Annotated in this window: 19 protein-coding genes; 1 reads left to right on the forward strand and 18 read right to left on the reverse strand. The window is 42.6% G+C overall.

Going from position 1 to position 23,889, the window contains the following annotated elements:
* Positions 1 to 61: 61 nt before the first annotated feature.
* Positions 62 to 1,063: a methyl-accepting chemotaxis protein gene (locus E4K68_RS05540; RefSeq protein WP_135377948.1), complete on the forward strand. Its 1,002-nt coding sequence runs from the start codon at positions 62 to 64 to the stop codon at positions 1,061 to 1,063.
* Between the two features lie 175 nt (positions 1,064 to 1,238).
* Here the strand turns inward: E4K68_RS05540 and E4K68_RS05545 are convergent, their stop codons facing one another.
* From E4K68_RS05545 to E4K68_RS05620, 18 genes are all read right to left on the reverse strand, one after another.
* Positions 1,239 to 1,907, reverse strand: a complete 669-nt coding sequence (locus E4K68_RS05545; protein WP_135377950.1) for a GPR1/FUN34/YaaH family transporter — start codon at positions 1,905 to 1,907, stop codon at positions 1,239 to 1,241.
* 317 nt (positions 1,908 to 2,224) lie between these two features.
* Positions 2,225 to 3,799: an ASKHA domain-containing protein gene (locus E4K68_RS05550; RefSeq protein ID WP_135377952.1), complete on the reverse strand. Its 1,575-nt coding sequence runs from the start codon at positions 3,797 to 3,799 to the stop codon at positions 2,225 to 2,227.
* A 236-nt stretch (positions 3,800 to 4,035) separates the two neighbouring features.
* Positions 4,036 to 4,806: an NRDE family protein gene (locus E4K68_RS05555; protein WP_135377954.1), complete on the reverse strand. Its 771-nt coding sequence runs from the start codon at positions 4,804 to 4,806 to the stop codon at positions 4,036 to 4,038.
* 335 nt (positions 4,807 to 5,141) lie between these two features.
* Positions 5,142 to 6,335, reverse strand: a complete 1,194-nt coding sequence (locus E4K68_RS05560) for a thiolase family protein (RefSeq protein WP_135377956.1) — start codon at positions 6,333 to 6,335, stop codon at positions 5,142 to 5,144.
* A gap of 80 nt (positions 6,336 to 6,415) precedes the next feature.
* On the reverse strand, positions 6,416 to 7,198 hold the full coding sequence (locus E4K68_RS05565; RefSeq protein ID WP_135377958.1) for an enoyl-CoA hydratase: 783 nt from the start codon (positions 7,196 to 7,198) through the stop codon (positions 6,416 to 6,418).
* A 226-nt stretch (positions 7,199 to 7,424) separates the two neighbouring features.
* Positions 7,425 to 7,559, reverse strand: a complete 135-nt coding sequence (locus E4K68_RS21360; RefSeq protein WP_282432963.1) for a hypothetical protein — start codon at positions 7,557 to 7,559, stop codon at positions 7,425 to 7,427.
* 36 nt (positions 7,560 to 7,595) lie between these two features.
* A complete protein-coding gene (locus tag E4K68_RS05570; protein WP_135378125.1) occupies positions 7,596 to 8,453 on the reverse strand; it encodes a 3-hydroxyacyl-CoA dehydrogenase family protein in 858 nt (285 codons plus the stop codon).
* A gap of 136 nt (positions 8,454 to 8,589) precedes the next feature.
* Positions 8,590 to 8,844: a hypothetical protein gene (locus E4K68_RS05575; RefSeq protein WP_199241692.1), complete on the reverse strand. Its 255-nt coding sequence runs from the start codon at positions 8,842 to 8,844 to the stop codon at positions 8,590 to 8,592.
* 492 nt (positions 8,845 to 9,336) lie between these two features.
* Positions 9,337 to 9,513 carry a hypothetical protein gene (locus E4K68_RS20580; RefSeq protein WP_199241693.1) on the reverse strand — a complete coding sequence of 59 codons (177 nt, stop codon included), beginning with the start codon at positions 9,511 to 9,513 and terminating at the stop codon, positions 9,337 to 9,339.
* Positions 9,514 to 10,037: 524 nt separating this feature from the next.
* Complete coding sequence (locus E4K68_RS05585) at positions 10,038 to 11,792, reverse strand: acyl-CoA dehydrogenase family protein (RefSeq protein WP_135377960.1); 1,755 nt, start codon at positions 11,790 to 11,792, stop codon at positions 10,038 to 10,040.
* A 96-nt stretch (positions 11,793 to 11,888) separates the two neighbouring features.
* Positions 11,889 to 13,232 carry an MFS transporter gene (locus E4K68_RS05590; protein ID WP_135377962.1) on the reverse strand — a complete coding sequence of 448 codons (1,344 nt, stop codon included), beginning with the start codon at positions 13,230 to 13,232 and terminating at the stop codon, positions 11,889 to 11,891.
* Between the two features lie 105 nt (positions 13,233 to 13,337).
* A complete protein-coding gene (locus tag E4K68_RS05595) occupies positions 13,338 to 14,621 on the reverse strand; it encodes a CoA transferase (protein WP_135377964.1) in 1,284 nt (427 codons plus the stop codon).
* Between the two features lie 469 nt (positions 14,622 to 15,090).
* Positions 15,091 to 16,458, reverse strand: a complete 1,368-nt coding sequence (locus E4K68_RS05600) for a sigma 54-interacting transcriptional regulator (RefSeq protein WP_243450281.1) — start codon at positions 16,456 to 16,458, stop codon at positions 15,091 to 15,093.
* A 315-nt stretch (positions 16,459 to 16,773) separates the two neighbouring features.
* Positions 16,774 to 18,018 (reverse strand): hypothetical protein, encoded by a 1,245-nt coding sequence (locus E4K68_RS05605; protein ID WP_135377968.1) that lies wholly within the window; start codon positions 18,016 to 18,018, stop codon positions 16,774 to 16,776.
* A gap of 57 nt (positions 18,019 to 18,075) precedes the next feature.
* A complete protein-coding gene (locus E4K68_RS21365) occupies positions 18,076 to 18,201 on the reverse strand; it encodes a hypothetical protein (RefSeq protein ID WP_282432964.1) in 126 nt (41 codons plus the stop codon).
* A 408-nt stretch (positions 18,202 to 18,609) separates the two neighbouring features.
* Positions 18,610 to 20,538 (reverse strand): sigma 54-interacting transcriptional regulator, encoded by a 1,929-nt coding sequence (locus tag E4K68_RS05610; RefSeq protein ID WP_135377970.1) that lies wholly within the window; start codon positions 20,536 to 20,538, stop codon positions 18,610 to 18,612.
* A 600-nt stretch (positions 20,539 to 21,138) separates the two neighbouring features.
* Positions 21,139 to 22,035: a GNAT family N-acetyltransferase gene (locus tag E4K68_RS05615; protein WP_135377972.1), complete on the reverse strand. Its 897-nt coding sequence runs from the start codon at positions 22,033 to 22,035 to the stop codon at positions 21,139 to 21,141.
* 253 nt (positions 22,036 to 22,288) lie between these two features.
* Positions 22,289 to 23,884, reverse strand: coding sequence for an L-lactate permease (locus E4K68_RS05620; protein WP_135377974.1), 1,596 nt, complete (start codon positions 23,882 to 23,884; stop codon positions 22,289 to 22,291).
* Positions 23,885 to 23,889 lie beyond the last annotated feature (5 nt).

A 23,889-nucleotide genomic window follows, 5' to 3' on the forward strand; every position in this document is an offset into this window, starting at 1 on the left:
TTGGCAATGAAGCCTACCTGATTTTTTCGGGTAGGCTATTTTTATTGGAGGTGGTATTTATATGTCACACGAAAACCTAACGATCGATACTTCTATTCTGCTTAGTGAACTCAAGGAAGCAAATCAAGAAATGGGTCAAGTTATCGAATCCATCCGGCAAATCGCTCAACACACAAATCTATTGTCTTTAAATTCAGCGATTGAAGCAGCCAGAGCAGGCGAAGCGGGCCGAGGATTTAGCGTCGTAGCAGATGAAATTAAAAAACTCGCAACACGCAGCATAGCTTCAACCAAGGAAAGCACCAAAATCATCGAGAACATTCAGAGCAAAGCAAACGAAGTCATGGCCGTACGAACAGCTGATGTAGCTTATGACACGATCGATAAAATTGATCGGAACCTTTTCGAACGCAATTGTGATGCTCAAGCATGGGCTGGTTTCGATAAAGTTAAGAACTGTTTTAGCTCAACTGCTCCTGATCGCTTTTCTGTAACGAATGATCTATTAAAGAAGCTCGTTGACATCTATGAGGTTTACCTTGACCTTTATGTGCTAGATACAGAAGGCACAATCGTTGCTTCCGGTGTTCACCACGAGCTTATCGGCCAGAACATGGCAAATAAAGCCTGGTTTAAAGATGCCAAGGCTGTAAACGCTATTTCTGTAAGCGACCTTTATCTTTCCACCGTTGGCAAGGCACAGACTGTAGCTTACACATGCCCTATACGTAGTGATGAAGGTCAGTTATTGGGATATTTCTCCACACGATTTAACTGGGAATATATTTATGACATTATAGATTCAGCTCGCATCGGTAAGAATGGGGACATTTTTATTATCAACAATGATGGCTACGTCATCGCCTGCCGGAGCCGCAAAGGTATTCTTCAGGACAATTTAAAGCACCTTAATGCTGCTCGACTTGCAATGAAAGGAGAAACCTACGGATATATCTTTGTAGAGGACATTTTGGGCAGCAAAATCTACGGTTATGCCCATACACGCGGCTACAACGCTTATAAAGGCAAAAACTGGTCTGCTCTTGTAAGTGAAACCCCCTAACAGAATCTTTTCTGCAAGTGAACTCGTCTAGCTAAACTAAGTATAGAGACTTAGGTGAGGGACTCTCCCCCCACAGGAAAGTAGAACTCCTATCTACAAGAAGTGGGAGTCACAGAATTGAATAAAAAAAAGTTCGAGTTATGCTCGAACTTTTCACTACGAAACTAAATTGTCCCTATCTACTAAGCTTTTGGGCTTGAACTTGGACAGGAGCAGGAGCAGCTTTTTTAATAAAATTGAGTGGCTTCCCAAGAGGCAATACTTCACGACCGTAGAAGAATTTGAAGAATATAGCTCCTGAAGCATAGAAACCAAGAAGTGAAATAAAGAATTCGGTCCAACCTGCTAGTTTTGCATACATAGCCACTGGACCCATGTTGAAGGAAACTGCAGCTAGAGAGAAGAATAAGACATCGATGAGAAGTAGCATCCCTATAAAAGGATAGTTGACTTCGAAAGAGGCTATAGTGATAAAAAGTGAGAAGATAAGATAACCGATATAGACTACTCCCAACATTTTAGGATCCACTGCAGCTTGCATACCCGCGCCAAACATACCATTCATTGTTCCCATTGAAAAAGCCATTCCCACCCAGAAAAAACCATATGCGCCCAGAACTGTGCCGCCAAATACGTTACCCTTTTTAAAATCAATGCTTGCCGCCATAATCTGAACAAGTCCACCCAACAACGCTGCCCAAACAACAATCAACGCAGTAGCTTTAGGATTAGTAAATCCTAATTTTGCAGATGAAGCTACGAAACATACCATTGCCAAACCCAAGACTCCGAAAGCCGTAGGATCTGCACCAGTATAACTAACTTTTACCTCTTGTGCACTCATTTAATTCTCCCCCTTAATTTTTGCAATAATAATAGTAATAAGTATTAATTAATAATAATTACGCATGAATTATTAACTCTCTTCTTCCCTCCTCTCACCTCCCTTAGAGCACAAATAAATACATTTTTGTGTATATATATAGTAACATAAACAATTCATATTTGTCTCAATATTTAGAAGTATTTTTGCAATTATTTTTTTGACAGCCTAAGGTTGTAATCGCCAATTTCTATAATTAACGACAATTGGAGAAAAAAAAGGCGCCCCTTTAACGTCAATCAAAGCGAGAGCCAACAGTGGGATGTCATTAAAACAGATTAGATACGAGTTTCTAACCGTCTTTTGACACTGGGGTAACGATCGAGGTCCGTGTGAGGAAGAAACTTACTGCCGCTAAATTTCTCCATGAACGTAGAATTTGCATTTAGCTCAAAATAAGTAACCTTGGCGGCAATAGCCTCCGCTTCCACCCGCTTTAGGCGGGATAGGAGTACTTGGCGAGCAGCTTCGCCCGAACTATTACCCAGTCGCACGATCGCCGAGCGCGGAAGATCCGGATATAGACCAATAGTAATGGCTGACTCAATCGGTAAATATTGACCAAATGCCCCGGCAGCATAAAAATGCTTCATCTCCTGCCAGTCACATCCTACATTTTCCATCAAAAGATCGGTAGCCGCATTAACTGCTCCTTTAGTGGCCATGAAATTATTAATGTCCACCTGTGAAACAACAATATCTTCTCCCGAGGCTGATTCTATGCCAGGAACTACGACAAACACTTCCACGCCATTTTGAAAACGGGCAGTCCGGTCAATGAGGCCATTGAGAAAGAGTTCGGACAGTGTGTCCACCAGCCCAGAGCCACAGATGCCCCGGGCAGGGATATTGCCCACAGTTGAATACTGCACCTGACCTGTTTCTGGATCTATGCTCACATGATCCACAGCACCCGGTTCAGCACGCATGCCATAGGTTGTGACCCCACCCTCCAAAGCAGGTCCAGCAGCTCCGGCACACGCGACAAGCCATTCTTCGTTCCCCATCACAATCTCTCCATTAGTACCGATATCGACGAATAACGAGATATCTGGCTGTTGGTGCATGCCACTGACTAGGATTCCGCCGATGACGTCTCCGCCAAGGTAACTTCCTATGCTTGGTAGGCAATAGACTGGTGCTAAAGAATGAATATCCAGCCCAATTTCTCCTGCTGGAATTAGACCTGGGTTATTGACGATCGGGGTATAGGGGGCACGGCAGATAGAAGCGGGATCCAGGCCTAGCAAAAGGTGGATCATGGTCGTATTTGCCCCTATGGCTGCAGCTGTAATCTTACTTGTCTTCATTGGTAGCGGGTAAAGGCGCCTAATTAAACGATTAAGGGTATCCAAAACTGCTTTTTGCAAGCGGACCAAACCCCCAGGTTGAGCAGCATGAAGAATTCGGCTCAAAATGTCCTCGCCTAAGGTCGTTTGATCATTATAATCGGCAGCGTGACCAAGAACCGTGCCATCAAATAGATCGACAAGATATACAACCACTGTTGTAGTCCCAATGTCGATTGCTAATCCTAAATGCTCTTTGGTAGTATCGTTGGGTTCTAGCTCTATTAGTTTCCAGCCTTGGTCTGTGTCAGCCAGAGTAGCAGTGACCTGCCAATCTGCCTTACGGCAAATTACAGGTATTCTTGACATTAAGGCCAGTGGCACAATAACAGAGCCATATAGGCGTTCCAGTCCTTGCCGAACTTGATCGACATCTGCTCGATTATCCAAGGGGCTAGGCGGGGTAAGAGACAGAAACACTTTCCGTGTGAGGGGCTCGAGGTTGGTGATGGATGTTTGAACCTGCTCTGCAAGGATCACAGGCTTCTCTGTCTGGTTTAACATAGTCATGTCCTTCTTTATAGTTTATTTCTTAGAATTCCGAATTTATACACATTTCACATTTTAACTAACTATACCATGAGAGTTCACACTTGTAACTATATTAACAATCAATATTTCCCCATCATCTATACTATCTATTCTTATTTCAACTATCGTGTTTTCTAATATCATTTTTACCATAAGAAGTGTGTCATTCACATACTCCTTTTAAGCTCAAAGGGCATTTTGAATGGCACTTAGTGACTGATATCAAACTCATAATTCATCTCGCCACAAATGTCCTGACCCAAAATGAAACTTTTCTCCTGAAAAATCACATGGTTATTCTTATCTATTAAAAGTACCGTAGAAGATCGGGTTCCATACTCACTCCCCTGGATGAAAATTGAGGATAACATTCTTTCTCGTTCTTGGGCAATTCCGGTATTTGGCAACTCACTGTCCTGCGCAAGTTTCCTATCTCCCAAAATTTCAAAGAGAGCCTGCGGTTCAATTATCATCTTATCTTCTAAATAATTCGCTAAAACTTGTTTGCTTTTTCGCAGTTTTGGCCACGGAGTATTCAAATAATGATTACTAAGACCATATATTCCGGGTTCAATCACCTCCACTTCCGATGCTTGTTTGCTGAAATACAAAAATCTTGACAAATCACCCACTAATAAATTGAAAGGATTATACAGAGCGCGATTGTTCGCAACATCAATCATGTACTGGTCGGGGGATTCATTAGAACAGAGGAAATTGCCTACCAACATCCCACGAGATTTAGCATTTAGGATCTGTGCAGACGGGTCACGGAAATTTGTAAGTGCAGCAAAACGGCCTGATCTCGTAATCCCCATCCAAGTCCCCATCATCTCTAAATCTCTGCCTGCTAAAACCCTAGGATGAGACGCCCAGAAATGGGCTGGTTCAGTTGGTCGATTGTAATACTCATCCCTATTCGCTGCCAGTATCAAGCGGTAGCGCGGGTGGCAATCATACGCAAAAAAGATTAAACACATATTCGATTTTCCTTCCCATTACATTAATTTTTCGGCATTAAAGACAACATATACACCGGTAAGTCGGCTCTTGTCACCCAGTCTATCGTAGTATTCGACATCCCCTGAAAACATCCTCGTCATTTTAAGAAAAAGAACCAAGCATAAACTAGGTTACGCTTGGTCCGAAAGCCCATCGACTTTATATGCTCAACTATGTGCCTTAATCTGCCCACTAGATAAGAACAGCTTAATACAGATCTCTACTTACTTTTTTGGATTCCTTAACCTGTTCCCAATAGAGAACTCGGAAGGAAACATCGATTCCGACCAAGAAATCATTAAGAAACTGCCTCTTAGGAGACCTTGATAACCAGAGCTGCACCGGTGTCGCCGGCTGCGCATCCTGTGAATAGACCATAACCGCCGCCTAGAATAGCCAGTTCTTCAATCATTTCCATTATTGCCCGACCGGCAGTAGGTCCCTGTGGATGCCCGTAAACAAGTGAACAGCCGTAATTATTCATCTTCATGACATCAATACCCATTTCGTTAGCCATGTACAAATCATTGGCCGTAAATGGATTGTGCGATTTGATAGCCTTTAAGTCCTTTACACCGATCCCGGCTTTTTCCAGCGCCATTCTTGAGCACGGCACTACTGCTGCCGCCATATGAGCCTTTTCGGCACGAGCATAACCATAGGATAGGATCTGAACTTCAATATTCTTATCAGTACTCAGTTCACGAGCTTTCTCCTTGGTTGTTACAATAAGCCCACAGTTGCCATCAGCCGGATGAGTTTGAGCACCAAATGAGTGTACCCCACCCGGAATAACTGGTTTTAATGGAGTCAACGTTTCAAGGGTTGTGGGAGTTATGCCTTCATCCATTTCAACTTTTCCCGTTTTCTTTTTGCTTATGGCATATTCCGCTGGGACCATATAGCGTTTTTGGAACGTCCGCTCATTCGCTAAAGCATCCTGATATTGTTCGTAACGTCTTGCCGTAACCCGATCCACGTCTTCCTTGGTAATTCCGCCAGCCTTTTTGACCACGTTTTCAGCAGTCTGAATCATGGCAACTCCGCCCCAAGGATCTGTGGCAAAGTTATCCATCATCCAACTTTCCTTGATCATTTCACCACCAGGACCCTTTGGATTAGGCCAGAGTGTGTATGGACCATTAGAAGCACGGTCTGTTACCAAGCAAAATGATGTTTCGTAAAGACCATTCTCAAGACCTGAAGCCGCTTGACTTAAGACAGTCGTTGAAGTAGAGCATGCTTGACTAATATGCATGCCAGGAATATCTGGAGCTCCCATTAAAGCCGCTGCCCAAGGGGCATCGTAAAAGGTATGCAATTGTCCAATCGTTTTACCGAAAACAAGGTATTCGAAAATCTTGGGATCAATTCCCTTTGTAGCAAACCATTTTTTGGCAGTTGACGCTGCCAGTTCAACAGAATGTTCATTTTGCAAACTTCCCTGCCAGCGAACAAAGGGTGTACTGTAGTAACCACCATATGGAATATAAGCTTTTGAATACATTTGAATAACCTCCAATTTAGTTAATTTTGTTTCCAACTCCGGTTATTAAAATAGTACCTTCTAAAATCCCTACCCAATGTTTACCGGTTCTTAAACACCGCAGGGCGTTTATTGATAAATGCTTCAAGACCCTCCTGAAGATCCTCTGTATGGAAGATCTTTTCAACATGCTGCATTTCCATTTCCATCGCATCCTGCAAAGGAAGTTCAGTTCCCTTATTTACGAGATGCTTCGCATAAGCCATGGCCACGCCGGCTCCCTTGGCTAGTTTTTTGGCTAGCTTCAGAGCTTCTTCTAACGCTGTACCTTGAGGCACCACTTGATTTACCAGACCAATCCGGAAGGCTTCTTCGGCAGAGATAATTGTGCCTGTAAACAGCAGTTCTTTTGCTTTAGACTGCCCGATCAACCTAGCCAATCTTTGCGTGCCACCCAGTCCTGGAATCAGCCCCAGGGTCACTTCGGGCAAACCGATTTTCACCTTCTCATCGGCTATTCTGAGATCACATGCCAAAACCAACTCACACCCTCCACCCAGGGCCAGACCATTCAATGCTGCGATGACAGGCATAGGTGTTTCTTCCAGATAGGTAAACATATCTTTATAGATAGTAGCATTTTCCCGCGGACCGCTTTCCATCTGTTTAGGAAAATCTTTAATGTCTGCACCTGCAACAAAAAACTTTGGTCCAGCCCCTGTAATCACCAAGGCCCTGATCTCATGACTACCCTCTACTTCCTGTAGAACTTGCTTCAATTGTTCTCTGACATCAAGGGTGAGAGCATTGACAGGGGGATTATTTATGGTAATAATTCCCACACTTTCATCAATTGTGAGTTCAACAACCTTATTTTCAGCCATTTTTACTTCCTCCCATGTCTATTGATTGTAGGTATAGAAGCCTTGCCCTGTTTTCGACCGAGATGTCCAGCTTAAACCAACCGCTTATGAAGCGTACGCGGCCAAAACCTCATGTCTCCGGTCCCTTCGTACATAACGTTGAATACGTCCAAGACTGTGTCGAGGATAATCCAGCCTCGTACGCTGCTACCGCCCCGTTACGTTAGCAACGGAATCTGAAGATAGTTCACCAAAAAGCCAGGGGTTTCTTTAGCCTTGATGCTCTTTTTGCCAATTTGTTCACAAAAAGCTGCTGCTGCTTAGGTATATCCGTTCCCATGGTGCCGGCTCCACCAAGAACAGCAACTTTCTTGAATTTCATGGAATACTTGGTTATTAACTTTTTTTACTAGTAAATCTATTTTTTGTAGTCAAACCACCCTGCACCGGTCTTCTTGCCAAGGCGTCCAGCCCGTACAAGGGCTTTAATGGGCTCGGGTGAATTCCATTTCATATCTTTTGATTCATTGAATAAATAATCCGCTACATGCACCGAGATTTCTACGCCGGTAAAGTCCATGAGTTCAAACGGACCCATTGGATAGTTCAGACCCAGTTTAACGGCTGTATCAATATCCTCTGGAGTGGCTATTCCTTCTTCCACAATGCGAATGGCCTCAAGGAACTGGGGCATCATAATGCGGTTGACGATGAACCCAGGAGTGTCTTTCTGAACCACTACAGGAGTCTTACCCATACCTTGAGCAGCCTCTGATGCCAACTTCACAGTCTCATCACTGGTGTAATAACCCCGAATGACTTCTACCAGCCTCATGATCAGAGGAGGATTAAAGAAATGCAACCCAACAACCTTATCAGGACGGGTGGTGGCGGAAGCTAAAGCAGTAATTGACATGGAAGACGTGTTAGAACCAAAAATCGTTTCAGGACCGCAAATCTTATCCAGTTTTTCAAAAGCACTTTTCTTAATTTCAAGATTTTCGAAAATAGCCTCAATTACCAAATCAACTGGAGCAAAATCCTCCATATTAGTGGTGATGCTGATCCGCTTCAAGACCGCCTCTTTTTCATCGACCGTCATTTTCTTCTTCTCGATGCTCTTGTCCATGAAACCAGCAATACGCTTAACTGCCCCTTCCACAAAACGTTGTTCCACATCACAGAGTACGACTTCGAAACCCCTCACTGCTGCCAGGTGGGCAATTCCCCCACCCATTGAACCTGCACCTAATACCCCGATTTTCTTAATTGACATCATTCATACCTCCTATGTCTTTTTTCGTTTTTTCCCTATGTTCTTTGGAAGCTTCTTGCCTCTTTCAAGCTCTTTCAATCAGCAGCGCAATTTCTTGCCCACCGCCAACGCACGCACTTGAAATACCGTAATGACCCTAGCGAAGCTCCAATTCGTAGGCTAAGGTACCCGTAATCCTTGCACCACTGCAGCCTAGGGGATGACCCAAAGAAACGCCGCCACCATTTGCATTCAGTCGTTGATACGTAATATCCATATTGCTTAATTCAGACCGATTAAGTGCTTCTTTGACAACCAGTGCGGCAAGTTCTTCAACGGATACTGTCTTTAGTCCACGACAGTACGCGTCAACGGCCGTTCTGGCGAAACTCGTAATTAAAACTTTGTTCATTCTAGATCCTCCTAAGATAAATTCAGCAATTCATGCGATCAAAGTATTGTCTACGTTGAGTACAGCCTCCTTCGACTTATACGAGATTCATATTTTGTATTATTCAGTTAATTATAATACTTGCAATTCCTGTGCCAGAATACTCAAGTGTGTCAACACCCCTTGGTGCAACTAACGGAAGACAATATATCTACACAATACGAATAAACTGTAAAAATCCTTTCCCTCTCTTGTAAAAAATTTTGTCTAAAATAATGCTCTGCCAACTAAGCGCACCAAAAAAGGCTGCAGAAAACTTACAGCCTTAAAAAACCAATTTACTACTATTTGTAATTTAACATCTTTGACAGCATTGGCCTGCTAATTCCGAGCTTCAATGCCAGTTCACTATTATTAAGCTTGCCCTTTGCTCTCATTCTCCGAACGATTTCGATATTCATTTCCACTAAAATGCTAATACCCACGTTGATCTGTTCCTCGGCAGGGCTACCCTTACTCGGAAAAGCAGTTCATCTGACCCGGATGATAGATACATTTTTCTTCGATTTCTTCTATTTCATCATCAATGTCCATCAGTGCCGTTAACCATTTTGCACGGTTATCCTTATCTTCTGCTAAGTATGTTAAAACCTTTTCACGCTGTAAACGCAGAATTTCAGTTCGATTCATAACGCACAATCAAGCTCCTCTCTGAATACTGATTGACAAAAATATTTCCTCCATAAAGGTAGCAAGTATACCATACCAACTAAGTCGTTAGATTCTATAAACCCTATGATTAATAAAAAGGTCTAAACGACGAGATCCATTTATACGAGTTTGTGATCTTAAATCACTCATCTCTTTTCTTCCTCTTATCAATACCTGTCCCTTCATGAATAACTACTCTCTTAAACTCAAGTCAATAAACCTTCCTTAATAACAGTAATAATTCTACTGTTCAGTTAATTACGTATGCAATTTCCGCACTTCCTTTTTATAGACACGGAGCGTTGATAAAAAAACCGGCAGTATACTTCCATCGTAAGATGCCATAGAGATACTATTAACCATAATAATCATTATCAGACTAAAGGAGGCATATAGCACTATCTGTTAAATATAGCCTTCAAGGGGGTAAATGCTTTCTACTACTCCCCCTGAAGACTCCTATTTCAAGTTTGGTATACCCTATTATCCCTAGACTTCTTTAGCTACACCACATACTTACCTTCTCCTGAGATTGCTGCAGCAATCTCCTGTCTCAACGCCACAGTGTTTCGGGTAGTATACTTGGTTAGTTTTTGCAGATTTTCCAGTAGGTTTGGCAATTCCTCACCCTCAGCAAGGGCTGTCAAAGTTTCTTTGGCCGTATATTCCAAAAGGCCGACGGTCGAATTAATGTAGGCCATAGCCATACTAAGCTTAAGTTTTGACTTGGCCTCGCCCTCATTAGCTAAGGCCTTCTGAGCCCTGAGCCAGGCGCTTTCGATTGCAAAAGCCTGAATAGCTAAATCCGCTAGCCTACCAATAATTTCTTGCTGTTTTGGCAAGTCTTTCCCATACCTCTGAATCCCGGTATCCATAGTCAGCAGGAAGATATCCTTTGCTGCCTGTACTAAACCTTCTTCCCCTTCTCTGACCAAACTTCCCGCTGCGATTTCTTCCTTAAGCTTTGCGATGGCTTCCTGAAGAGGCAAATTCCCGTTAGTCGCCCGTCGCAGCAGGGTTACGGGGATTATCGTACGGTTAATTTCATTCGTCCCTTCAAAAATACGATAAATTCTAGCATCCCGGTAAAGTCTTTCTATGGTATATTCGGCACTAAACCCATACCCTCCATGGATTTGTACCCCTTCGTCTACAGCATAGGCCAGAGCTTCCGTGGCAAAAACCTTATTCATTGAGCACTCCAGGGCATATTCCTCAATACCCTTGGCAGCAACCTGGCCCCCGTCATCACCTGAGGTATCCAGACTGTCCATCATGTTTTCTAACAGGCCTCCAGTACGGTAGACCATGCTCTCGGTCACATAAATTTTAATAGCCATTTCAGCCAGTTTTTCCTTAATCAAACCAAAATTCGAAATGGGGGTGCCAAACTGCTTGCGGTCATTGGCATAGGTAGCGGCCAGTTCTAGGGCAAACTTGGCATTACCCACAGAATTTGCTGCTAGTTTATAGCGACCCAAGTTCAGGATGTTAAAAGCCACTACATGCCCTCGGCCGATTTCAAATAACAGGTTTTCCACTGGCACTTTTACATCGTCAAGGATGACAGACCTGGTGGAGGAGCCTTTAATGCCCATTTTGTGTTCTTCTGCCCCGCTAGAAAGGCCCTCAGAATCTCCATCAACGATAAAAGCAGAAAACTTATCCCCATCTATTTTGGCGTAAACTATGAATATATCTGCCATTGCAGCATTGGTAATAAACTGTTTGGTTCCATTTAAGGTGTAATATTTACCATCGGGACTTAAATCTGCCCTGGTTTTTGCAGACAAAGCGTCCGACCCCGCTCCTGGTTCAGTCAAAGCATAGGCCCCGACTTTTTCGCCTGTGGCTATTCCTGGTAGGTACTTTTTCTTTTGTTCATGGTTACCGAACATTACGATAGGCATACTGCCAATACCTGTCTGGCCACCCTGAGTCATGGCAAAGGACCCAGACCGCCCCATACACTCAGCAATGATCGTGGTGCTAATTTTATCCATCTCCATGCCGCCATAGTCTTCCGAAATATCGGCACCATTAAGGCCCAACTCTCCGGCTGCCTCCAGAAGCTCTCTGATCAGGCCTTCTTTTTTGGCTTCCAGCTCATCCATTCTAGTCAACACACTATCAGTAACAAAGCCCGCAGCCGTCCGATAAATCATTTTGTGTTCTAAAGTGAAATCCTCGGGTGTGAAAACATCTTGGGGATTGGTTTGACCAAAGAGAAAACTTCCTCCTTTAGGTAAGTTACTCATTTAAGTTCACCCTCACTTTCATAGAATTTTTCTAAGGATCTACTTTCTGTCAAGTTAGTTTTTTTCACAATTGCCTCTATACCTCTTAAGCGCCTCTTAAGCGTTAATTCTGCCAATACTTTCGATACTTCTTCCTTTCGTTTCAACAATAAAGAAAAAGGCTACAATTGATGCTAATACTGCTGGAATAGCGAAGAAAACAAACGTACCGGTAAAACCAACACCTAACTGCTGTATATACCCTCCTGCGATGGGGCCGAGAAATCCTCCAACACGTCCAAATGCCTGAGCCGAGGAAACACCGGTATTTCTAAATTCAGTTGGGTACCCTTCAGCAAGGAGCGGTTGTGTTCCACTTAGACCCCAATTCATTGCTAGGCCCACTAACATTCCACAAATAACGACTTGCCATTGATTTGTAGCAACTCCTAGCATGAGAATGGCTACAGCCGTAAAGATCCAACCTAAAATCACGTTTGTTCTGCGTCCAATGATGTCTGCTACATAACCAGTGCCCAGGCCACCAACTGCTCCTAAGACATTTTGTAAAACGGCGAAAGAATAACCCTTCACTAAACCATACCCTTTTCCTACAAGCAGGGTTGGCAACCAACCATTGATTGCATATATTACCACTGAGCCCATGAAGTATATGACCCAAAGAGCCAACGTTGCCTGACGATATTCTGGCGAAAATAAAGCACTTACTCCAACTTTCTTTGGGGGAGGTGGTGCAACTAAACTACTTGGGGCCCATTCACCTGCTACACCATTTGAAGCTATCTCCATGCGTTTAATTAACTCTATTGCTTCTTTCTCTCGCCCTTTGCCTAAAAGCCAATGCAATGATTCAGGAAGTGCAGCCATCAAAACAAATGCGTATAAAGCAGGTATCCCTCCTACAAGATAGCAAACTCTCCATCCATATACGGGAACCACATACATTGCCACTATACCCGCCAGCACCCAGCCTAACACATAAAAGGACATGATCGACGAGGTGAAAAAGCCTCTGTTTTTGGTTGGTACGCTCTCGGACATCATAGTTACGGCAATAGGGATACATGCACCAAAACCGATACCACCTAGGATCCTAAGAAGAGCAAACCCTTGGAAACTTTGAACAAAATAAACTGGAAATGTTAACAGGGAAAAAACGATAACAAAGATAGCAAGAGTCTTTTTTCTCCCAATGCGATCAGAAATTACTCCTGCACCCATTCCCCCAATCAATAAGCCAATAATGCTCCACGAAGAAAGGCTCCCCATTTGAATCTTCGTTAAAGTCCATTCCTTAGCCATCTGTGGCATTGTATAGGAAACAATCATGTAGTTATAACCAGCAAAAATAAGGGCAAGCCCAATTAAAAAGTAAATTCTAAAGGTGTATTTTGATACACCTAATCTATCAACAATCTCGGAAATTGAAGTCTTTTCCATTTGTTTGTTGCCTCCCCTATTTTTCTCCATTCTGATCCGTTCAGGCTAACAACCCCTGCCCTTAATCTCTGAGCTATTTCCGCATCATTGTTGAAGCACCGCCCTCTAGATAATGCCTTTTTCCCTAAAAGCAGCTATTTCGCTATTACTGTAACCGAGGAGTGTATTAAGAATAACTTCGGTATCCTGCCCAAGGTTCGGAGCCCCCCGCCATACTTGAGCTGGTGTCTCGCTCATCTTCGGACAGAACCCAAAGGCTTTCACTGTCTCCCCCATGGTCTCATCTTTATACTCAATGAAATTCCCCCTCTTCTGGTAGTGCTCATTGGCGGCCAAATCAGCAGAGGTCCTCACGATCCCACAGGGAACCTTCAAGCTCAGCAAGTACTGCTTGCCTTCCTCCGCATCGTGCGCTGCTACCCATTCAGAGGCAATACGATTTAGCTCAAGGCCCATTTCAGAGTTTATCGCTTCTACCGAACCACCTGCCACTTCGTGGGTGTACTTGTTCAGGTCGAGGCCAAGGGCTTTGACGAATCTCCCGTAAACTGCAGGACCATAGGCGCCAATGTATAAATACTTATCGTCCTTTGTCTTGAACAGGTTACCAGGTTGGAAGATGGCTACCTTATTACCCGATCTTTGCCTAATTTTGTCTAGCAGGAAGTACTGTACGAAGGTGTCATTAAGGCACTTACTCATGGCCTCGATCTGAGCAATGTCAATGGCTTGACCCTGGCCTGTCTTTTGAGCGTGATGGTAGGCCATCAGAATCCCGTTGACTGCGAACATAGCAGTCAAGTAATCGTTGATAAATGTGGCTGCGTGAGAAGGAGGGGATGGCTCCGGGAAACCATTTAGAAACATATAGCCGCCCTCGGCTTGGCCAATAGGGTCGTACGAAGGCCTGTCGCACTCTGAGGGAACACCGCCGAACTGTGGCCTCCCAAAGCCGCTGATGTGAGCAATGACAAGCTTCGGGTTTATTTCTAACAACATCTCTTCGGTTATTCCCAACTTCTCAGTCCAAACCATATTCTCCACCCAAACATCACAGTTCTTGATCAGGGAAAGAAAGATTTCTTTAGACTCCGGGATTTTGAGATTAATTTCAAGGGTTAAACTGAGCTTATTCCTTGCCTCCTGAATCCAACCGGCACTAACCTTCCTGTCACCGTGCTTAACTACAGGAGCCTGTTCGCGGTAGGGGTCTCCAACGTTTGGCCGCTCAACATGAATGACCTCAGCCCCATATTCCGCAAGCATTGATGCTGCAAAAGGAGCCGCAACGATACTTCCAGTCATCAACACTCTCATACCCGTAAGTGGCCCGTATTTTGGCATTAATGCCGGTGCTGGAATACGTTCAATTTCCTTCCATCTCTCCATATTCTTCTTATCCCCTTTCCGTATTTTATCAAAACCAATCTGCTTTGTTGCCCTGACGACACACACAGTTCAATGTGCTTCCATTGGGTAGATGAGAATACAACCTCCTTTCTATTTCTACAAATTAAATTTTTAAATAATTCAGTATATTTGGTTATAATGCAATTGCCGTGCCAAGATAAACACCTACTCCAACACCGCTTGGTGCAACTAATCCGAGGTAAAAAGGCTGCACACCAAAAATAAACTGTAAATATTCTTTTCCTCATATGTAAAATTTTTTATCTAAACAACGCAAACTAAGCGCGCCAAAAAAGACTGTAAAAAACTTACAGCCTTGATAATGTTTAATGTTTTATTTGTAGTTTAACATCTTTGACAACGTGGGCCTGCTAATTTCCGAGCTTCAATGCCAGTTCGCTATTACTAAGCTTAGCCCTCGCTCTCATTCTGCGGACGATTTCGATATTCATTTGAATTCATTATTCTTCTTCCGATACAGCATAGTGCGGTGGACCCCTAATCGCCTTGCCGCTTCGTCTACCCGCCCACCACATTCAGCCAACATTTGATGTATATACTTCTCTTCTACTGCTTTCATAACACTTTTCAAGGTCCCTTGATAGGCTATATCTATTTCTGGCAAACATTCTAAATCATACTCAAAATATAAAATGTCACTAGTTGACGTAATAACCAACCTCTCTATTACATTACGCAATTCTCGGACATTTCCAGGCCAACTATAGTCGAGAAACGCCTGAGTCGCTTGCGCAGAGAATGCCTTCTTTAGGGCGTATTTTTTATTCAATTCTTTTAAGAATTTGTGAGCGAAGATAAGAATATCCTCAGCCCTTTCTTTTAGAGGCGGTAATTTGATGGGTATTACATTAAGCCGATAGTATAAGTCGCTTCTAAACAGTTTTTGGCTAATCATCGCTTTTAAGTCTTTATTCGTAGCAGCAATAAATCGAACATTGGCCTTGTAAATGCTCGTATCACCCAACCTTTGTACTTCACTGGATTCTAATACTCTTAACAGCTTAGACTGCATTGCTAAAGGCAATTCGGCAATTTCATCCAAAAACAACGTTCCATTATCGGCAACTTCAATTAGTCCCGGTTTTCCTTGTGGATTTGCGCCCGAGAAAGCCCCTCGCACATAGCCGAAAAATTCCGACTCTAATAATTCATGGGGAATCGCTGCACAATTTACCGGGATAAACGGTTCCTTCGATCGAAAACTATTTCGATGTATATGCCTTGCCATTACTTCTTTACCAGTACCGGTCTCTCCAATCAGCATGACAGTACTGTCGGTTTTCGCTATGACATTACTGACCTCAATAATTTGTCGCATTTGTTGACTTTCAGCCACTATTTCTTTACTTTCCAAATCCATCTCACTTAAATATTCTACCGCAGTTTTGTAACGATTAACGGTTGTTTTTTCTTTTTCTAAAGCTGCGATATACTCATCAATCACATTTTTTTCACGTGCATTAGTGATGACCATAACAATGTCGCCATTTTCATCTATTAAAGGATTACTGGTAGCCATAGACTGAACTCCACGATTGTTTCTCACATTCCCCGAAACAAGGGAACGTGTTTTTATTGCCTTCATAGTTGGAGACCAGTCATATAAACCTTCTTTTAGAAGATCTTCTACATTTTTTCCAATAAGTTCTTCAGCCTTATACCCCATAAACTTTCCGGCACCCGCATTAGCAAAAAGCACGTTACCGAATTTATCAATGACAAATATCGCATCCGATGAATTGTCAATAATCTGTTGTAAAAACTGCTGTTCGCGTACTTTCCTTAATCCTTGTATAAATGGGTGTTGTTGTTTAGAGTTTAGCTGTACGTGTTCAGAAATCACTTTATCCCCTCCATTAGTGGCTTAAATAGAAAAAGATAGCGCCTAGCTAAACTAATATCTCTCCGCAAGTAAAATTGTTCGTTAACCATAAATTATCTGAATATACCTATAAATTTATGTTTTAAACCTATTCAACATTAGTTAAAAAATACCTTCCGAAAAATTCCAAACAATAAATTTGCTTACAATGCTCAAATAAAAAGCCGGAATGACGTATAAATACGTATCTATTCCGGCTAGATTTGAGCGCCACTGCAGCTTTGGGTTCTATAAAACCTTTGTCGCGTTCGATACCCCCTTTGATTCCGCCACGTTCGTGTGCTCATCTGCCAGCTTATAAAAAGGGCCTTTTCCCATAAACCAAATATTAAGGACTACCATCATAGCCATCCAAAATAACCAAACCAAGGGTTTGTTAACATGATTAGAAAGTTCAGGTTTCAGTCCTAATAAAGGAAAACATAGTGCGTAATAAATAAGATAATGGGCCATACCAATAACGAAAACTCCAACTGTACGAACGACCCACCCAACAACGTTTCCCCATTTCTGTGGCCAGTTGTCAAAGTAATGGTTCCAGATCAAAAACGGTGATAAAGTAAACCCGGCCATGGTGGCGGTATGGTAATAGCGCCATACCAAGGACGTGGGCCCATCAGAAGCCTTTGGATCCACGGCACCCCATATCGCTCCCATCCCAAACATTAAAACTTTTACCGTTAGATAGGCCATAAGAATAATTGAAACCAAGGCAACCAGCCCAATCCAAGGTTGTTTTCTTGCAAGATGAAACGGTTTTCCGGACCATATATTCCCTGTCATAAAAAGGTAAATGATCATCCATTCCCAAATTCCTACGACATAGTTCAAGTGCGAGACGCCATCAATCCCCCCCCACCAAGGTGCAGCCGCTGCAAAAGGTTGCTTTAGAACTACACTAACGTAGAAGGGGTAAATAAGCGTTCCATAGGCCAAAAGCGTCACTACAGTGGTGATTCCCCATTCCGCTAAACCTAAGGCAGGCTGGGTCAGTTTACCTCCCCATGGCCACTTATGGAAAATAAGCGTCCAAAACGCATAGGTGAAAAACCCTATAAGGACGAACATTGTAATCGCCCCACCGACGTATTCTTTAGCTAATTCTTCTGCTATGCCCCTGTGCACCAAGGCCTCAACACTCCAAAGCGGAAGTATAAGCTTTCCAAGAAAGCCTTGAAAGATATCATAAATAATCACATAGGTCATTATGATATTGACCCCAGTTTCCACAACCGCTCGTGTCAGCGGTTTAAGCTTTGCGAAGGGCCAATCCCCAAAAACAATATGTTGCCAAACACCCACCAAAACCATCATGGCTAAATACTCAAGAATGGGATGTTCATAGTATTTGAAGATTCCATTGGGAGATCCAAAAATGTACCACGTTATCAAAGCGATGATAAAAAAGGAAACTGTTGCAATAAGACCAGTGATAGGTTGCCCCCAGCGGGATTGTGAACCGTGATTTGACATTGACCTTCCTCCCTTAAGTTGATTTCAAAAACGATTCAAAGTAATCGTGTCCAAATGTCAGGTCTCCAACGTTTTGTCGTTCAACAGAATCACCTGAGCCCCATATTCCGCAAGCATAGATTCTGCAAATGAAGCCCGACGATACTTCCACTCATCCACACTCTCAAGCCAATAGTGGTTCATAAGTCGGCATTAAAGCTGGCTCAGGAATGTGCTCAATTTCCTTTCATCTTTCCAAATGCTTCTTATCCCCTTTCTGTATTTCTCAAAACTAGTTTGCTTTGTTCTCTGACGACACACAGTTTAATGTCCTTACATGGTGTCAATGAGAAAACAACCTCCTCTCCATTCCTGGATTTAATTTTTTAATAATTCAGTTATTTGTATAATTGCAATTATCATGCCACGATAACAAGATTTGCCACCCCACTAGGTGCAACTAACTGAGAAAACAAGAGGTAGGCCAACCACACAAACTGTAAATATTCTTTCCTCTGATGTAAAAAATTTTACCTAAAAACACTCAATCAACTAAGCGCACTAAGAAAGGCCGCAAAACATTTGCAGCCTTTCTTAGTACGTTATCTTCATTTATTTGTAGTTCAACATTTTAGACAGCGTGGGCCTGCTAATTCCCAGCTTCAATGCCAGTTCACTATTACTAAGCTTGGCCCTTGCTCTAATTCTGCGGACGATTTCGCTATTCATTTCCGCTAAAGTACTAATACCGACGCTGATTTGGTCCTCGGTAGGCCTACCCTTACTTTTAACAGAAAAAACAGCTTCAGCGAATTCCTCTTCCAACAGCTCTAACACGATTTCAGATGCATCTCTCTCGCTGTCAGCCAACACAACACATCTCTCCAAGAAATGTTCCAGCTGCCTGCTGTTACCAGGCCAATCCATATTCGAAAGCTTTTTAATGACCAATGGAGGCAACCTGAAGATTGACTTGCTATACTTATTAGAAAATCTTTGTAAGAAGAAACCAATCTGGTCAGGGATATCCTCTCTTCTCTCTCGTAGAGGCGGTAATACTAAATTTAATACGTTTAAGCGGAAATACAGGTCCTCCCGGAAGGGGCCCTTGTTGATTAAATCCTCCAAATTCTCATTAGAGGCGGCGATCACCCGAACATCCACCGGAATTACACGATCGCTACCTATCCGCCGCACTTCTTTTTCCTGCAACACCCGCAACAAGTTGCCTTGTTGATCCAATTTCATTTTTCCGATTTCGTCCAAGAACAGGGTGCCTCCATTTGCCAGTTCAAACAAACCAGGTTTTCCGCCTTTACTTGCACCGGTAAAGGAACCTTCAGTATAACCAAAAAGTTCGCTTTTAAATAAGTTATCGTCCAAGGTAGCACAATTCACAGCAATAAAAGGTCCTTTACTCCTTACGTACTGCTCATTATGAACACTTTGTGCAAGCAATTCTTTCCCAGTGCCACTCTCTCCCCGGATAAGCACAGTGCAGTCAGTGTTGGCATACTTTCTAGCCTTTGCAATAACAGAAGACATTTTGCTGTTTACGTGGATAATATCGTCAAAATAATACCTGGCAACCTGTCCCTTCGTGAATAATTCTTTACGGTTCTTAGTTTCATCTTGGACCTTCGGAATTTCCATAAACGTAACCAAAATACCTTTTGGACACTGCTGGTCGATAATAGGAATTTTATTTACCAAAACTGTACCATTCAAGACCTGGTGAACGTACCCCAACCTTTTCTCAAGACCCTCAAATATTTCAACCAAACACCGACAGAAGCTTAATTCTTGCAACGGTCGTCCCACCACTTCAGCTTCACTCAACCCAAAAAGCCTAGAAGCCACCGGGTTGAAAACTGATACAATATTTTCCTCGTTAACAACTATGATTCCTTCATGCGCATAAGCCGAAATTGCATTCATCTGTTCAACATTTACTTTCTCCCGAATTTCGGCCTCTATAATATCTTTAGCCCATGAAAGGGCATTTCTAACCGTGTTTTCCCCAGCCGACACGGAAATAAATTGTAATCCCTCCTTTCTCACCAAAGCTGAGATTTTTTCGCCAACACCCAACACTACTTTGCAACCATTTCGACGCGCATTTACAACCTGAATTTCAAGTTCCCGCCAGTTGTTATATTCATACACTTTTACCTGAAGACCAAGAACACCGCTAAGCTTTTCAATAACAGGAAGATTCTCAGAGCCTGGAAGTAACAGGCCTATTTCTTTTCCGAACATCCTTGCCTGATCAAGCGCCAGGACTATTTCATGCTCAGTTGGATGGATATCGACCATGTGTGCAGAAGGCAATTCTTTGCGCAAAAGCTTCAGAGTAGCCCCACCACAGGCTATTACCCTGATACGGTCAGGGTCCTGGGATATGATATCCTTGACCAGGGTAACAGCTGCTTTAAATGAACTTTCTATAATGAAGACGGAGGAATCCATTTCATTCCGGACTTTCTCTACTAGCTGGGTTACTTCTTTGTTCGGTGAAATAAGAACAATCTCTGCCTGCATATATATTCCCTCCAGTTCGACAAACAATAACGCCAAGGTTAGTCTGCTTGTTGGTCATCCCAAGTTATAGTGTAATTTTAATTATCTCCTGCCAAAGCTAATTAAAACTTTTTTCACGTTTTAGAGGTATGACTTCAGCCCAGTTCATAACGCATATCAATTCCTTTCTAATAAAAGATTTTTAATTATTCGGTTAATTTTAAGCCTTAAATGTTGTTTTCACTTTAGCCAATTGTTTGCGGAAGGCATTCTTGGCGCAAAGTTACATAGTTTACCCCTGTTGGCAATTACCCTGAATATTATACCTTGACACTACTGCTCTACTTATGCCCCATGCGCAGTTTTTTGTGCTTCTTCGCGCCTACCTGATTATAAATATAAGCAAGTTCCATACCAAATCACTCAAGAACACAATATAATTATTTTTAATATTAAAATAAGTCCCAATTTACTAAACAATTAGTAAATTGGGACTTATCCTAAAGGGATTAATTCATTGGTTTTTTTTTAATCCTTAAGGGTTAAACCTTAAAAAAAGTCGCATAACCACTACAACTTGATTGCATTTTCAAGACATCCAAGGATCGTGCTTCGACTCTATCACTTCAATAACGCGTCCACATCTTTTCGATAATACTCATAGGCGACCTCTATCTTAAAACCAAATTTCTTATAAAGCCCCAACGCCTGTACATTGACACTATTTACGTCAAGCGTTATTTCAGTTTTTCCGCCTTGCCATAAACTATCGACAATCTGATGTAGTAGTTCTTCTCCATATCCCCTGCCCCTATATTCGGGTACTATCCCAAACCCAAATATTGACCCTACACCGTCTTCTTGATTTATCGAGCCTAAACCTATAAGTTCACCGTTTAAAGCCGCAAGGTACTGTTCCCGAGTTTCAGATGCAAAACAATTCTCAATCCGGCTTTTAGCATCTTCGTAAGGCTCATCGAACGTTCTGATACTCGTCTCGATTACCTTTTCAAGGTCTTTCAACTCGGACCGCAAAAGAGATAGTCGATATGTGTACGCATTTCCCTTCACACTCCCAGATCGATTTCTCGATCCATCCCGATCTAATCTCATAAAATACTCGGTATGCTCATACTCAGCAGCTAGAGCATCGATTAGCTGTTTACCGGAGCTCGATCGGGATTCGCATACAAACAGCACCTCGGAAATGTCGAATTTTCTAAGTTCCTTGGCTGCTTTCGTTAGTAACTTTTTAAAATATCCATTTCTTCTATATTCGGGTAAGGTATAACCCGTAATTTCTGCTTCCAGATGTGTAGGGATGAACATGGATAACATACTGATTAACTCCTGATTCTCGTAGAGCAGAAAGACATTTTTAATATGACAATTGAAATTTAAAGATGGGTCTAAGAACATGCTTCCCTCAAGGTCATCATACTTATTACAAATTCTCTCAAGCTTAAGAACTTCATTTAAAGTCTTCTCTTCTAAACTAACATACCCTTTAATAAACATTGATTTCCTCCTTAATGACCGCCCACATTTATTATAAGGTTTTTCTAGGTACTCGGACAAGGGCTTTCAAGATTACGATGATGTTATCCCTATTAACGCTTGAACTCAAGCATTCAAATATTACGAGGCTAGAAGCATATTTACTTGCTTCCAGCCTCGTCTTTTCCACTTGTAAAAGTCCATTTCAGTTTGCTCTGATCTAAAACCGGCCACTCATATTGGCCGGTTCTAAAGTTGTGGTTAATGCGATTAGTTAGACATAAATCCTTAATAATCCCAGAACTAAAACAGTGGTTACTGCAATTAGGATTAAGGAAAATACGAAGGCGATTCTAATGACCTTCGTTTCTTCCCCCATCTTATCAATGGCTGCAGCAGCATTTTGCAACTTAGCTGGAGAAATGACACTTGCCAACCCCCCGCCAAAGGCCAATCCAGCAGTAACAATAAGCATTCCTTGTAATCCCATGTGGAGCAAACTTGTCGTCTTCATGGTATACATCGAGAACATAGCGATCGTAGATGCCTCACTACCCGTGATGAATCCGCCTAATAAACCAATGAAAGCGACCACAGCTCCGTAGGCATTACTAAAGATCTGGGACGAGAAATTCGCCAAAACCTGCACCATGCTTGCGACAGCGAACTTATTGGCTACCATATCGTAGCCGGAAAAATTCATAATCTCCCCAATGCTAAAGAAGATAACGACTGCAAAGACTGGTCTAGGGGCCCTCCTCCACCATACCTTGAACGTCTCTTTCAACTGAGCAGACGTCGGTTTTATAAAAGGAATAGAAAGAAAGATACTCACGAAAATCCATGTATAAGCATTCCACAATGCTCTTGTCATAATTGGCTTACCATCTGCCGACAAGCCGACGATAGGAAGTGTCACTTTTCTGTATAGAAAATTAAACATATCCGTCGGTAGATTAAGGGCAAGGATTAGAATAATCAGCAGACCCCAAGGGGTTAATGCTTTCCAAAGAGGATAGTTCTTTTCATACTGCAATTCCTCGTCCGTAAGCTTGCTTTTATCGATGACTTTTTTTCCTGTGGTCACAAGGTAAAGAACCATAGCGATGATAACGGCAGCGCCGCACATAATACCTGTCAGCACCACCAATCTATCCACCTTGTTCGTAAAGTATGAGACCAAGGTTATCACCGCGCCAGTAATCAGACAAGGTAGCCAGCCGTCCTTGATTCCCTGCCACCTGCCGACAATCCAGAGCATGCAAAAACCAATTAAGGTAGAGATAACCGGCAGGAACATGAAAAACACGCTGCCTGCCTGAGATAAGCTAATTTCGTGCCCCTTACCTAGAAAAGAGTTGGCCATGTCAACAAACACAACCACAGGTGCACCCAACAAAGCATAGGTGCAAAGAGCATCATACCCGATACACGGAAGCGCAATAGAAACATAAGTGGAGTAACCCAGCGCCAGCATAATGGGGGGGAGCAAAGAGACAGGGGTTGCTCCAACTGATACCATCAGGGTTCCGAAGCCAATATTGATCATCATTATCTGTACAGCCCTGTTTTCACTAGCAATCGTTTTAATAAAAATAATAATTCTTTTTAGAGCCCCCGTCTTCTCCATATAGGCCATCTGTAATAAAGACGTTGCGACAACCAAGGAAACCGCAAATGACTTTACCCCACCAGCAATGGTAGAGCGAAGGATCACTTCAGGACTTGTTTGAAAAAATAAGAACGCAATAACCGAAACAACAATCCATCCTACAACCCCACTTAGATCGGCAGGTTTTTTCCATACGACAAGCATCAATATTATGACTGCAATCGGGGTCAATGTTAACAATAGTGAACTAATTAACATCCTTA

Origin of the sequence: Desulfosporosinus sp. Sb-LF (assembly GCF_004766055.1) — a bacterium.
Classification (GTDB): domain Bacteria; phylum Bacillota; class Desulfitobacteriia; order Desulfitobacteriales; family Desulfitobacteriaceae; genus Desulfosporosinus.